The organism is Pedobacter sp. GW822-FHT03F06 (genome assembly GCF_058801365.1).
This window is the reverse complement of the sequence record NZ_JBXANE010000004.1, coordinates 100,203-114,042: the sequence shown is the minus strand read 5'-3', so window position 1 is coordinate 114,042 and position 13,840 is coordinate 100,203. Positions and strand designations below refer to the sequence as shown.

Genomic DNA, 13,840 nt, shown 5'->3' with positions numbered 1-13,840 from the left:
TTAAATTGTAGGGCTTTTTTTGTTTTTGTGGAGTCCTAAAAAAGGTTGACCAAATCTTAACAAAATGGTCAATAATAATTTAAAAAAACTGCAACGTTCACCCCGGAGTTACAGTGAGAGTTTCAAGCGATTAGTGGTAGAGGAATACGAGAACGGTCATTTGAATAAAGACCAGTTGCAACGTAAATACGATATCCGCGGCAATCAGTGTATTCAGAATTGGTTGCGAAAATATAGTAAATTAGCCTATCCAAGATATAAAAGCATTGGCAGGCCTATGAAGGACAATGATCAACAGCGACTCAAAGAGCTTGAGTCCGAGTTAAAGCAAGAGAACAAGGCATTGGAAAAGAAGTTGAGGGAAGCAGAACATCAGCTTTCCATGTACAAGAAATTTGTTGAGATCGCGGAGCGGGAACTGAACATCGAGATCCGAAAAAAGTCTGGCGCCAAGCAGTTCAAGAAATAGCACTTTTATCCAGTAAGAACACTATTACTAAGTTGTGCAAGCTGTTTGGCTACACGAAACAGGCTTTCTATAAGGCAGGATCCAATAGCTCAAAAAAGACTGTTGCAGAGCAGGAGATCAAAGAGATGGTACTGAACATTCGACATAAGCTACCGCGGACCGGGGTCCGTAAGCTGCATGTGATGTTACGGGAAAGCATGTCCCGCAAGAACATGAGGGTTGGACGCGACAAACTTTTTGGGATATTAAGATCACAGCATCTGCTAGTCCAACGGAAACGCAAGTATACCAGAACAACTGATTCGAAGCACTGGATGAGGAAATACCCCAACCTAATTAAGGACCTGGAACTTACCATGCCTGAACAGCTATGGGTTTCAGATATAACATATCTACAAACGGTTGCGGGAAATGAATATCTTCATCTGGTTACCGACGCAGGCTCGAAGCTAATAATGGGGTATGAAGTCTGTGGCGATATGAAGGCTGTGTCTACGAAAAAGGCATTGGAGATGGCCATAAGCAAGAGGGAATATGAGCATCAGCTCATCCACCATTCTGACAGGGGACTACAGTATTGCAGCTATGATTATATCAGGCTTTTATCGCATAACCACATCACAATCAGTATGACTGAAAATGGTGATCCATATGAAAATGCAGTCGCAGAAAGAGTCAATGGGATTTTAAAGGACGAATTTGGATTGGATGCAGTCTTTAAGGGGAAAGCCCAATTATATAAACAAGTGCACCAGGCGATTGAATTATATAACCAGATGAGATTACACTCCTCAGTAAATATGTTAACGCCGAGACAAGCGCACTCAAAACCTAAGATATTTGTAAAACGGTGGAAGAAAAAAGAACCATCAAAATAGATTTTAATGGTTCTTTTAATTTTATAATTTAGTAAAATAAATAGTCAACTTTTTCAAGGACTAGACATTTAGCGTTCGTCATGCTGAATTTATTTCAGCATCTTTCTAGATCCTAAACAAGTTCAGGATGACGAATGGCATCCACGCAACGCTATGGTTCTTTGCGCATTCCTCTGTGTGCTCTGTGGTAAAAAGATAAAATCCCTAAAGATGGAAAGTTCTCCCCTCTACAGCCAACTCGGTATTCTCGAAAACAGATTGTGCTTCTTCTAAAAGCATTTGTAAGGTTTTGTAACGCGAAGAAAAATGGCCGATAAGTAATTTCTTTACGCCATTAATTTTGGCTACCTCTGCTGCCTGTAAAGCGGTTGTGTGATGCGTTTCTTTAGCCCTATCCAATAAATCATGCATGAAGGTAGCTTCGTGGTATAAGGTATCACAATCTTTTATTGTAGCAAAGTAACTTTCATCAAATAAGGTGTCGGAGCAATAAGCGTAACATCTTGGTGCATCTGCCTCGATGGTATAATCTTCACTGCGTAAAATATCGCCATTTGGTAGTTCTACATCAAGTCCTTTTTTTAAGGCCGTATAATACGCCATTGGCACTTCATCAGTCTTTTCTTTTATTAGTTTACGTTGTCGTTTCTTCTGCTGAAAAATAAAGCCAGTTGTAGGGATACGGTGATTTAAAACAATAGTTTTAACTGTTAAATCACTATTCTCGAATATCTGTCTTGACTCATCGGCTTCAATCGGAAAAAACTCAATTGGATACCTTAATACGGTATCAGAATATTTAAACTGAATCTCTAAAATTTCTAATAAAGGTTTGGGGCCAAATATCTGCATGGGTTTTATCCTGCCGTTTAAATGCAAACTGGAAAGCAAGCCTATTAAACCGAAATAATGATCGCCATGTAAGTGGCTGATAAAAATATAATCGATGCGGGCGGCTTTAAGGTTGTACTTGGCCAATTGTTGTTGTGTGCCTTCACCGCAATCAATGAGGTAATATTTTTCATTACAATTTAAAAGCTGTGCCGATGGGTTCCTGTTAAATACAGGAGTTGCAGAACTGCTTCCTAAAATTGTAACTTCAAATTTCATCATGATAAGATATAAAAAGCCTCGTAGATTTTTAGAAACTACGAGGCCGGAATGTTATTTAAATATTTGTTATTTAGCGCCTCTAAACTCTTTTTCCAACTCATCCATAAAGATAAAATCAGTTGCTTCGTCTATTGTATTAACAAACGTTACAGATTGAAATATGTTTGATAATTCGATAATAGATGCCAACTCATCATTAATTCCGGTTACAATAAATAATCCACCTGCCGATTTGCAAAGCCTATCCCCAACCAATAAGCAGCTTAAATCCTGCGCATCGTTACACTCTGTAACATGACTTAAATCAACAATTATATTTTGAAATCCCTCTGCGTTGAGCAAATAGAACTCTGATTTTAATCCTGGAGCATTATCGTTTGTAAACTTAGGTTCTTCTAACTTTAAGGTTACATATTTATCGTGTTTATCTACTGAAAATTTCATCTCTCTAATCTTTATTTTACTAATGTATAAATTTCTTTCGAATTTAAAGTGTTTCTAAAGCCTTTAAAACATTGGTTTCAATGCGGCTAGAAATGGCATCAGCATCAGCTTTTATAAAGGTCTCTCCTACAATTTGTTCGTAAAGTTCGATGTAACGTTCTGAAATTGAATTTACAATTTCAGGTGTCATTTCTGGCACAACTTGTCCATCTTTTCCCTGAAAACCATTTTCGATTAACCATTTTCTTACAAATTCTTTCGAAAGTTGCTTTTGTGGCTCATTACTATTCTGGCGGTCCTGATATCCCTCTGCATAAAAATAGCGTGAAGAATCTGGTGTGTGTATTTCGTCGATCAAATAAATTACGCCATCAGCAGCGCCGAACTCGTATTTCGTATCCACTAAAATCAATCCGCTTTTAGCAGCAATCTCAGTTCCGCGTTGATATAGTGCATAAGTGTATTCTTCTAACTTTTCGTAATCGGTTATAGAAACAATACCTTTTGCTAAAATATCTTCTTTTGAAATGTCTTCATCATGCCCCACCGAAGCTTTTGTGGTTGGGGTAATAATGGGCTGAGGTAGTTTATCGTTTTCTTTTAATCCATCAGGTAAAGAAACACCGCACACGGAACGTTTTCCTGCGCTGTATTCGCGCCATGCATGACCGGCCAAATAACCTCTAATTACCATTTCTACTTTAAATGGCTCACAAATACGACCTATCGTAACCATTGGATCTGGCACGGCTAAAACCCAGTTAGGAACGATATCCTGCGTAGCTGCTAAAAACTTAGCTGCAATTTGGTTTAATACCTGCCCTTTAAATGGAATAGCTTCAGGTAATACTACATCAAAAGCAGAAATACGGTCTGATACCACCATTACCATAAATTGGTCAGCTATGGTGTATACATCGCGAACTTTGCCTTTGTAAAAATTACTTTGATTTGGAAAATTGAAATGAGTTTCTTTTAGTGCTTTCATGAGGGGATAAAAATAGGAAAAAAGTCCGAAAGTCCGAAGACAGGAGTCGGATGATGAAGGGTAAAAAACAAAAGTCCGAAGTAGTTCTATTGTAAGACCTAAACTTCGGACTTTTCTGACTTCTGACCTACGACTTACTGAATATCGCCGTAAGCTTTCAGGATATCTTTCACTAGTTTATGTCTTACCACATCTTCGCCACTTAGGTAAATAATATCAATACCTTTAATGTCTTCTAAAATCCTTAAGCCGTTAAATAAACCCGACATCTGTTTTTTAGGCAGATCGATCTGTGTTACGTCGCCAGTGACAATAAATTTAGCGGTAGGCCCCATACGGGTTAAAAACATTTTTAACTGCATATCGGTCGCATTTTGCGCCTCATCTAAAATCACGAAACAGTTATCTAAGGTACGTCCGCGCATAAATGCCAATGGCGCAATTTCTATCGTACGGTTTTCGATGTAGAATTTCAATTTCTCTGCAGGGATCATATCATCCAATGCATCGTATAACGGACGTAAATATGGATCGATTTTTTCTTTTAAATCGCCAGGTAAGAAACCAAGATTCTCCCCTGCTTCAACCGCCGGACGGGTTAAAATAATCCGTTTAATTTCTTTATTCTTTAATGCCCTAACAGCCAAAGCTACGGCAGTATATGTTTTTCCTGTTCCGGCGGGGCCAATGGCAAATAGGATATCATTTTTAGCAATACTGCTTACCATTTTGCGCTGATTTGCAGTTCGTGCCTTAACCAAAAGGCCGTTTGTGCCAAAAACAATTACCTCTCCACCGCCTCCGGTAGGTTGTTCTACATCTTTTTTTACTACACCGGCTACCTTTGCACCCAGTATAGATTCTACATCATTATTGGTAAGTGAGCTATATTTCTCGAGGTGTGCAATAAGCTGGTTAAACTTATCCTCGAAAGTCTTAAGTTCCTGTTCATCACCGAGAACCTTAACGTCACTACCTCTCGCTACCAGTTTCAACTTCGCGAAAGCACCTTTAATCATTTCGTAATTCTCGTTATTCGGCCCCCAAAAGTGAGCAGGATTTACGGTATCCAGAGTTAATTTTAATTCGTTCAAACTGTAGTATTTTAAAAAGTTATCGGGGTATATTAATTAAAATTTGAATATTTGCAGACGCTTAGGCCCGTACACAAGAATAAGCAATAATAATGAATTTTTAATGGGGATAATTACTTTAACAACAGATTTAGGTTCAAAAGATTTTTACCAGAGTGCCCTTAAAGGTAGTCTGTTGAGTCTTATGCCTAATGTTAATTTAGTTGATATTACCCACGAGGTTCCGTCATTCAATATTTCGTACGCAGCCTTTGTGCTAAAAAACGCTTATCCTTACTTTCCGAAGAATACGGTGCACTTAATCGGTATCGATTCTGTATACAGTGAAAACACCAAATATATTGCTGTAAAGCATCGTGATCACTTTTTTGTAGGGGCTGATAATGGTATTTTCTCCCTTCTTTTTGACGATATTCCGGAAGATGTGGTAGAACTGAACATTATGCAGGATTTGAAATATCTACACTTTCCCTTGGTTGATATTTTTGTTAAAGCAGCAACGCATTTGGCCAAGGGTGGCAAACTTAAAGACATCGGTTTACCTGTAGCAGAGATTGAGCAGAAGATGCTTTTACATCCTGTGATTGAACGAGATGTGATCCGCGGTAGTGTGGTATATATCGATACTTTTTGTAATGTAATTACCAACATTACTAAAGATCTGTTTACCAAAATCCAGAAAAACAGGGACTTTACTTTATACTTTAGAAAAAGCGAAACCATTACACAATTGAGCTGGCATTACAACGAAGTACAGGAAGGTGAAAAACTTTGCCTGTTTGGGATTAGTAACCACTTGGAGATAGCAATTAATAAAGGTAAAGCAAGTGGTTTATTAGGCCTGCATTTAGGTGATATTGTACGGGTGGAGTTTCATCCTTAAGAAAGTTCAGTAGTTCATTGGCTCAATGGTTCATTTGGCATGGTGCCTAAACAACTAATTGCAAACTATTTTTTGGCGCTCGCAATGATGAAACAGAATAACCACTTTGCTAACCAATGAACTAATGGCCAATGAACCAATAAACCAGCCAAAACAACTTTCACCCTTTTCACGTTTATATCGCATGAAGAAATATTTTTATCTGTTCTCTTTTTTGATGCTGAATATGCAGGCGATTGCACAGCAAGACACCGCTGCCTATGCAGCTCAGCGTGCTAAAGTAAATTCATTACTTGTAGAAAGAAGTAACAAGTTTGGTCAGTATGATGAAAGTTTAAACCAACGAACTGGAATATTCGGGTGGCAAACCAAACGTGATATTAAAAATTCCAATGAAATTCTTCGTCAGGTAGTTTTAACCGACAACAATATTTTCAAAGAGCTGAAAGTATTAATGGATTATAAAGATTTGCAGAACCGGCAGAAAGTAGCTGTGGCGGATAATTCTCAGGAGCGTATGGAACGTTATATGCAAACCATTAAAAAACTACAGGATCAGAATGCGCAGCTCAAAGAAGATTTAGAGAAAAAGAATAAAGGAGGTCTATCAACCTACATCATCGTCTTTTTAATTTTAGTAATGGCAGGTGGATTTTATTTCTTCAGCAAAAAACTTCAAGGGTATAAAACTGCTAAAATCAGCGCTTAAAATTACAATTGGATATTAGTAGCTTCTTGATTATTAAAAATAATAGACAAATTATGAAAAAGAGAATGTTTAAAATCTTGGTGAAGATAAATAAGGCGCTCTTACCAAGTTTGTATAGAAAAGATCCGAATAAGCTGACTGCTTTTCAGAGAGCGATATTGGGTTATCGCTATTGGGTGCTAACGAATGCGCTAGATTAAAAAAGACCAATCTGAGATTGGTCTTTTTACAAAATTCGTCATGCTGACCTGTAGCGCAGTGGAAAGTTACGCAGTAAATTTATTTCAGCACCTGTTTTTGAAAGACCCTGAAACAAGTTCAGGGTGATGGCACTAATGTTAATTCTTAAAATGCTCAATAATCAGCGTGGCCAGTTCCGTACCAATACGTTCTTGTGCTTCGTTAGTTGATGCACCAATATGTGGTGTTAAAGAGATTTTTGGATGGGTTAAAATTTCTGCCAATGGTGTAGGCTCGTTATCGAAAACATCTAAACCAGCGAAAGAAACTTTACCAGAATTCAGTGCTTCAATTAAAGCTGGTTCATCAATTGTTCCACCGCGTGAACAGTTTACAATACCTACTCCGTTTTTCATTTTAGCAAATTCTTCTGCACCTAAAATTGGTTTATCAGCAAATGGAGTATGTAAACTAAAGAAATCACTTCCTGCAATTACTTCGTCCAATGAAACCGTTTTAATTGGAATGCTTACTGATTTCCCGCCTTGGAATTCTAGTGTAATTTCAGATTCTGAAGGATATAAATCGTAAGCCAAAACATTCATGCCTAAGCCTAAAGCCACTTTTGCAGTGGCTCGACCGATACGGCCGAAACCGATAATACCGATGGTTTTACCACTTAATTCAGTTCCTTTAGCATAAGCTTTTTTCAAGTTATTGAATTGGGTTGAACCTTCTACCGGCATTTTACGGTTAGCATCCTGTAAAAACCTGATACCTGTAAATAAGTGAGAGAATACCAACTCGGCAACGGATAACGAAGACGCAGCTGGCGTGTTTACTACATTAATGCCTTGGCTACGTGCATATTCTACATCGATATTATCCATGCCTACTCCACCTCTACCAATTAATTTGATGTTAGGTACAGCATCAATTAATTCTTTTCTAACTTTTGTTGCACTACGTACAGTAATGGCATCATAGTTTTTTAATGCTTCAGCTAATTTATCCTGAGGAACGGTTTCAGTATCAACCTGGAAACCTGCTTTTTCTAATAATTCTTTTCCGATCGGATCAATCCCATCGTTTGCTAATATTTTAATCATTGTTATTTATGATTACACAGATTAAAACGATTATATTGATAATCTGCGGTTATAATTAATTCTTAATTTGTTTTTGCCTGTTGTTCTTCAAATACCTGCATGGCATCTACCAGGGCATGTACACTTGTAATTGGCAATGCATTATACATCGATGCACGGAAACCACCAACACTTCTGTGCCCTTTAATACCCACAATACCTTGCTCTTCAGCATATTTCAAAAATGGTTTTTCCAATTCTGGGTTTTCCATTACGAAGCAAACATTCATTCTAGAACGGTCTTCAACTGCACAAGTTCCTTTAAATAATGGATTACGGTCGATCTCTCTGTAAAGTGCTTCTGCTTTTTGTTTGTTTTCTTTTTCAATCTCAGCAACGCCACCTTTTGATTTTAACCAACGTAGATTTAATAAAGCTACATAGATTGAGAAAACCGGAGGTGTATTGTACATCGAATCGTTATCGATATGCGATTGATAGTTCAACATAGATGGAATTTTACGGTCGATTTTACCTAAAACTTCATTCTTAACAATAGCGATGGTTAAACCAGCAGGACCTACATTTTTTTGAGCTCCGGCATAAATTAAATCGAATTTAGAAACATCGATTACACGGCTCATAATATCAGAAGACATATCGCAAACAACAGGAACGTTTGTTTTAGGGACTTCGAAAAGCTCAGTTCCGTAAATGGTATTGTTTGAAGTATAGTGGAAATAAGCACTATCAGCTGGGATTTCAAAATCCTTTGGAATAAAAGTGTAGTTTGCATCTTTAGAAGAAGCAACCACATTTACATTACCGATAAATTTAGCTTCTTTTAATGCTTTGGTTGCCCAAACGCCTGAATCTAAATAACTTGCTGTTTGCCCATCGCCCAATAAATTCATCGGAACCATTGCAAACTGTAAACTTGCACCACCTTGTAAAAATAAAACGGAATAACCCGACGGCACATTTAATAATTCCTTTACCAACTTATCAGCTTCAGCAACAACTGCCTCAAATTCGGTTGTTCTGTGCGAAATTTCTAAAATTGATAATCCATCGTTAAAATCTAAAACAGCCTGAGCTGCTTGTTTAAACACTTCTTGAGGTAAAATACAAGGGCCTGCGCCAAAATTATGCTTCATCTTATTATATAATGTTTTATGGGCGTAAATGTAAAATTTTTAAAGCAGTTATGCCCATAAAATCGTATCATAAAAAATTAAATTTTGTTAAAAAAAAGTAGAAAATTGATTAATTTATTGCAGTTTTTGTAATTAAATCGTTTAACTAAAATTGTTTATTCATTTTTTATTTTGAGTAGTAATTATGGTGTTTTCATCAGTTGGTAAACCTTTTTCAGATTTAGCGATTTAATATCATTTCTAGCTTATAAAACAACGTTGAATACGATTCGAATTACAAGCTCTGATCAGTTATCCTAGTACTGCTTAAACACAATTTCCCCTTTTATAACTATTTATCAGAACAGCTAGATTGCCGATCTTCGTATAAATTGAATTTATCAAACAAAAATATGCGATAGCTGTTAATTACGAGGAGAACAAAGCGATTTTAAAACGCTATTAGTAAGCTATTTAAAAATTTAAAATGTCAAGTGTATGAAGCATCTAAAATTTTCGTCAACAATTACAGCCTGTTTATTTATAACAGCATTTTACGCTTGTAAAAACAATGTAACTGAACAAACAGTAGAAACTAAAATTGATGTACCAACTGATAAAATTGAGCAGATAAAAAGCTTGGGGTTTGGTACTAGCAACGTAGAAAAGTATGAGGATGGGTATGTAGTAGAAGGTGATATTTTTTTAACTGAAGAAAATTTAACTGAAACAGTGTCGGGAACTAGCCTTAATATTGCTGAAACTGAACAATACAGAACCAAAAACCTTGTTAAAAGTTTACCACGAGTAATCAGCATATCGATAGGCTCCAATTTAGCAGATCCATACAGTAAAGCTGCAGATATAATGATTTCAAGGTATAATGCGTTAGACTTAAGGATTAAATTCAAAAGAGCGATGTCTGGCAAAACAGGCGATATACACATCGGTGGCTTTCGTGAGGGACCTAAACCTAATGGAACAATTTTGCTTGGGTATGCTGGCTTTCCTAAAGCATCAGGTGAGCCACATCCAAACATTAAAATGAATATACACCCGCAGGCCTATGGTACTAATCCAAACAAGAATTACATCGCTTCTGTACTCCAGCATGAAATTGGCCATTGTATTGGTTTCAGACATACCGATTATATGAACCGGAATTTTAGCTGTCCGAATGATCCCGGAAATAATAATGAGGGGAAGGCTGATATTGGTGCCATTCGCATTAAAGGAACACCATCAAAACCAGACGCCGGATCTATAATGTTAGCCTGTTTTGATGGTAGTAGCAGTACTTTTAACGATAATGATATCGTTGCACTTAAGCATCTTTATAAATAAAAATAAAGACAATTATTTAATAAAGGCGTTAGATATCACTATAAAGACGCCTTTTTTAAAATATCTTTTAATGATATTTAGCCAGTTGGTTAATGTTTTACGGTCTGTTCTTAAGCTTCACAATCAATTTTAAATTAAACTGTCTGCCTGTTAAATAATTTGGAATAGCATACTGTACATTATCTACATCTTTTAGCCATAAGTATGAAACGGTGTTGTTGATATTCAACATATTAAAAACCTCGAAAAACAGAATAACTGAACTGAAATTCTTGTCTAAAAATTTGGGTTTGTGCAAAGCGGCGTCATCAAGGAAATCTTTGGAAAAACCGATATCTACACGCTTATATGATGGGATAAAAAACTTATCCAAATACCTTGGTGTTTGCGATGGACCGATCGGTAATTTTGAGCCATAAAGCGCGTTTAAGTGTACTTTATAAGTTGGACTATTTAATAATTTATCCTGGAAAAATATGGAGAAATTTAAACGTTGATCAGTTGGTCTTTTTAGATAGCCAGGATAAATCGTAGTTCCATTCTGGATATAACTATCTCCAATAATATCTTCGTTGGCATGTATAACCGACATTCTGAAATAAGAAACCAGATCCTTAACAAATTCGCCGCCAATACTGAAATCGGCACCATAAGCATAACCACGAGAGACCTCATTCGCCAGGTATTTAATTCTCAGGTTGTCTATTTTATACGGAATCAATCGGTCCGAATATTTAAAATATGCCTCAGAAGTAAACTTCAAGCGCGTTCCAAAAGCATCGAAAGCGTATTCATAACCCAGAGAAGTATTGTAAGAACTTTGCGCTTTCTGATCGATATTCAGCACGCCCGAAAAATCACGAATGGTCCGGTAGGAAGGCGGTTGTTTGTAAACGCCGGCAGAAAACCTTAAAATTTTATTGTTCGAGTTAGGCCGGTAAGCAATTAATATCCTCGGACTGATTAGCAACTGCTTGCTTAATGAACTGTAGGTAGCACGGGCGCCCAATTGCAGTTCTGCCGAATTTGAAAGCGAATAACTATCCTGGATATAAGCACTGTAGTTTTTAATATCGATATTGTTCTGTATGTTGATTACATTTTGTAACGTAATATTTTTCGAATTGTTGGGCAAAATGAAGCCGGCAGAATCGGTATAGTTATATTCATTCAACTGATCGTCGTAATTAGATTTATCAAATTTTATCCCCCAGGAAAAAACATGATTATTGAAATTTTGATCTACTTTTATTTCAGAAGCGAAAATTTGTGTATTTAAACTATTTCTTCCATAATTATAATAACTGCCAATGCCCCTGTTTTTATTGATCACCCCAAAATTTTCACCTAAAAAATTATTATCCACCTCATCAAAAATATAGCTGCCATTAATATCGAAACGCTCTCTTTCTACCGTACTAAAATAACTGTTAATAAACTTGATCACCAGATTTGGTTTGGGCGAATAAGTAGCGGTAACGGCGCTTCCCAAAGTTTGGTAATCGTCTATTTCTTGTCCCATATAGTCCACATTTAGCCTTAATGTAGTGCTCAATGTTCCGAACTGGGTTTCTCTATTGGTGGGTACCAATTTAAACTGACCAAGATTAAAACTGCCCAAAAAACTGATGTTGAATTTTGATGAAAAATCATATTGATACAGGAGCTGCGCATCGGCAAAATTTGGACTATAACTTCCCTTTTCGTCCTGTTTAATTAATACACTCGAATTATTTTTATAGCGTAAACCAGCCAAAATGAAGCTGTTTTTGAACAGCTTTTTGGTTGTTAACGAAGTGTTTAAAAGACTGCTGCTAAAGATGGTTTGATTACTATCCGGTTTATCGTATTTAATATCTAAGATTGAAGAAAGTTTATCGCCATATTTCGCTTCAAAGCCACCTGCAGAGAATTTTGCTTTGCTCACCAGGTCTGAATTGATAAAACTTAGTCCCTCCTGCTGTCCATTGCGGATCAATACCGGTCGGTTAATTTCTACATCGTTAATGTAAATCAGATTTTCATCGAAATTACCTCCCCGAACGCTATACTGGGCACTGAGTTCGTTGTTTGTAGATACACCTGGCAGGGTTTTGAGCATGGTTTCAAAATTCCCAGAAACCAATGGCATTGAAGAAACATCGGCAATATTAATAGTAGTAGTGTTACTTAACTGATTCTGTTTATTGGTAATGTTAACCTGTTCTAATTCATTGATATTGGCAATTAAATTTATCTGTTTGATAATGCGAGCACCCGACCGCTCACTAAATTTTATTGTTTGCGGTTGATAGCCCAAAAGCGAATATTTAATGCTAAACGTTTTCGATTTTGAATAAATGGTATATACACCAAACTCATCAGTAACTGTTGATTGTGCCTGCCCTAAAACGATTACGGTAACCTGCGCCAAGGGTAATTTTTCATCACTGTAAACTATCCCCGAAACCCTAACTAAAGGCTGGGCAACCGCAAAACTGCAACCAGCAATTAAAAGGAAGAGGATTAGCCGAAATTTGAGCATTTTTAGTATCAAGACAAAAGTATCAGGTATTAAGACTGTATGCGCCTCACCCTAAAAACAATTTAGCAATAAAACATTTAACAATTTAAATATTTATAGCGCTAGTTGTCAAGCTTTTCATTTTAGAAATGGTTTCCGTTGGATTATCTGTTGCGAAAATCGCATTTCCGGCCACAAAAGCATTGGCACCTGCTGATACTAATGTAGCAATATTTTGCAAACCAACACCACCATCGATTTCGATTATTAAGTCTTCATTTACCCCTTGAATCAAAGTCTTTAAATCCTTTATTTTCTTGTAGGTATTATGGATAAAAGCTTGTCCACCAAAACCAGGATTAACCGACATAATGAGTACAAGATCAAGATCTTCAATTACATCCTGCAATAAGGTTACTGGTGTATGAGGATTTAGTGCTACACCAGCTTTGCAACCAGAAGCTTTAATTAACTGAATGGTTCTATGCAGGTGTGTGCAGGCTTCATAATGTACCGTGATCCTATCTGCTCCTGCTTTGGCAAAATCCTGAACATATTTATCTGGCTCAACAATCATTAAATGTACATCTAAAGCTTTGGTCGCATGCTTTTTTACAGCAGCCATGATGGGAAAACCAAAAGAAATGTTTGGAACGAAAACACCATCCATCACATCAACGTGGAACCAATCGGCCTCGCTGTGGTTAATCATTTCAATATCTCGTTGTAAATTGCCGAAATCGGCAGAAAGTATGGATGGGGCAATGATGTATTTCATTTCTTTTATAATTCCGTCATTGCGAGGCACGAAGCAATCTTTTAAAATAGTCTACTTGAAGATTGCTTCGTGCCTCGCAATGACGATTTGTTTGTACGATTTACTAAGAATGCAAGTTACGAAAGAAGTCCGAAAGTTTTTAGTCAGAAAGCCCGAAGTTAAATTTTTAAATAAAATAAAAACCCTTCCAGTAAAACTGAAAGGGTTTTATTATTTGTGTCGTCACCCTGAAT

The 13,840-nt window shown here is 36.8% G+C and carries 12 protein-coding genes; 4 read left to right on the top strand and 8 right to left on the bottom strand.

The genetic code is table 11. From position 1 onward, the window contains the following. The first annotated feature begins 64 nt into the window (after positions 1–64). A protein-coding gene (locus tag AC1RJ8_RS08180; RefSeq protein WP_492953556.1) for an IS3 family transposase occupies positions 65–1,347 on the top strand; the annotation gives its coding sequence in 2 pieces (ribosomal slippage) (positions 65–434 and positions 434–1,347; 1,284 coding nt in all). A gap of 204 nt (positions 1,348–1,551) precedes the next feature. On the opposite strand, the gene AC1RJ8_RS08175 is transcribed toward AC1RJ8_RS08180, so the two are convergent. From AC1RJ8_RS08175 to AC1RJ8_RS08160, 4 genes are all read right to left on the bottom strand, one after another. After that, positions 1,552–2,457, bottom strand: a complete 906-nt coding sequence (locus AC1RJ8_RS08175) for a ribonuclease Z (protein ID WP_492953637.1) — start codon at positions 2,455–2,457, stop codon at positions 1,552–1,554. A 69-nt stretch (positions 2,458–2,526) separates the two neighbouring features. Then, positions 2,527–2,904 carry an STAS domain-containing protein gene (locus tag AC1RJ8_RS08170; RefSeq protein WP_426329623.1) on the bottom strand — a complete coding sequence of 126 codons (378 nt, stop codon included), beginning with the start codon at positions 2,902–2,904 and terminating at the stop codon, positions 2,527–2,529. A gap of 43 nt (positions 2,905–2,947) precedes the next feature. Beyond that, positions 2,948–3,892, bottom strand: coding sequence for a phosphoribosylaminoimidazolesuccinocarboxamide synthase (locus tag AC1RJ8_RS08165; protein WP_492953557.1), 945 nt, complete (start codon positions 3,890–3,892; stop codon positions 2,948–2,950). Positions 3,893–4,026: 134 nt separating this feature from the next. Then, positions 4,027–4,986: a PhoH family protein gene (locus AC1RJ8_RS08160; RefSeq protein WP_492953558.1), complete on the bottom strand. Its 960-nt coding sequence runs from the start codon at positions 4,984–4,986 to the stop codon at positions 4,027–4,029. A 103-nt stretch (positions 4,987–5,089) separates the two neighbouring features. Between AC1RJ8_RS08160 and AC1RJ8_RS08155 the strand changes: the two genes are divergently transcribed. After that, complete coding sequence (locus AC1RJ8_RS08155) at positions 5,090–5,869, top strand: SAM hydrolase/SAM-dependent halogenase family protein (RefSeq protein ID WP_057934213.1); 780 nt, start codon at positions 5,090–5,092, stop codon at positions 5,867–5,869. Positions 5,870–6,053: 184 nt separating this feature from the next. After that, positions 6,054–6,578, top strand: a complete 525-nt coding sequence (locus AC1RJ8_RS08150; RefSeq protein ID WP_492953559.1) for a hypothetical protein — start codon at positions 6,054–6,056, stop codon at positions 6,576–6,578. Between the two features lie 338 nt (positions 6,579–6,916). Here the strand turns inward: AC1RJ8_RS08150 and AC1RJ8_RS08145 are convergent, their stop codons facing one another. Continuing rightward, positions 6,917–7,867, bottom strand: coding sequence for a D-2-hydroxyacid dehydrogenase (locus AC1RJ8_RS08145; RefSeq protein ID WP_492953560.1), 951 nt, complete (start codon positions 7,865–7,867; stop codon positions 6,917–6,919). A gap of 62 nt (positions 7,868–7,929) precedes the next feature. Next, the gene (serC, locus tag AC1RJ8_RS08140; RefSeq protein WP_492953561.1) at positions 7,930–9,003 is read right to left on the bottom strand and encodes a 3-phosphoserine/phosphohydroxythreonine transaminase; all 1,074 of its coding nucleotides are present in this window, start codon (positions 9,001–9,003) and stop codon (positions 7,930–7,932) included. Between the two features lie 477 nt (positions 9,004–9,480). Between serC and AC1RJ8_RS08135 the strand changes: the two genes are divergently transcribed. Next, positions 9,481–10,326 (top strand): M57 family metalloprotease, encoded by an 846-nt coding sequence (locus AC1RJ8_RS08135; protein ID WP_492953562.1) that lies wholly within the window; start codon positions 9,481–9,483, stop codon positions 10,324–10,326. 97 nt (positions 10,327–10,423) lie between these two features. Here AC1RJ8_RS08135 and AC1RJ8_RS08130 read toward each other — a convergent pair whose 3' ends face one another. Both AC1RJ8_RS08130 and rpe read right to left on the bottom strand, forming a co-directional pair. Continuing rightward, on the bottom strand, positions 10,424–12,850 hold the full coding sequence (locus AC1RJ8_RS08130) for a TonB-dependent receptor (RefSeq protein WP_492953563.1): 2,427 nt from the start codon (positions 12,848–12,850) through the stop codon (positions 10,424–10,426). Positions 12,851–12,935: 85 nt separating this feature from the next. After that, a complete protein-coding gene (gene rpe / locus AC1RJ8_RS08125) occupies positions 12,936–13,607 on the bottom strand; it encodes a ribulose-phosphate 3-epimerase (protein WP_492953564.1) in 672 nt (223 codons plus the stop codon). Positions 13,608–13,840: the final 233 nt, after the last annotated feature.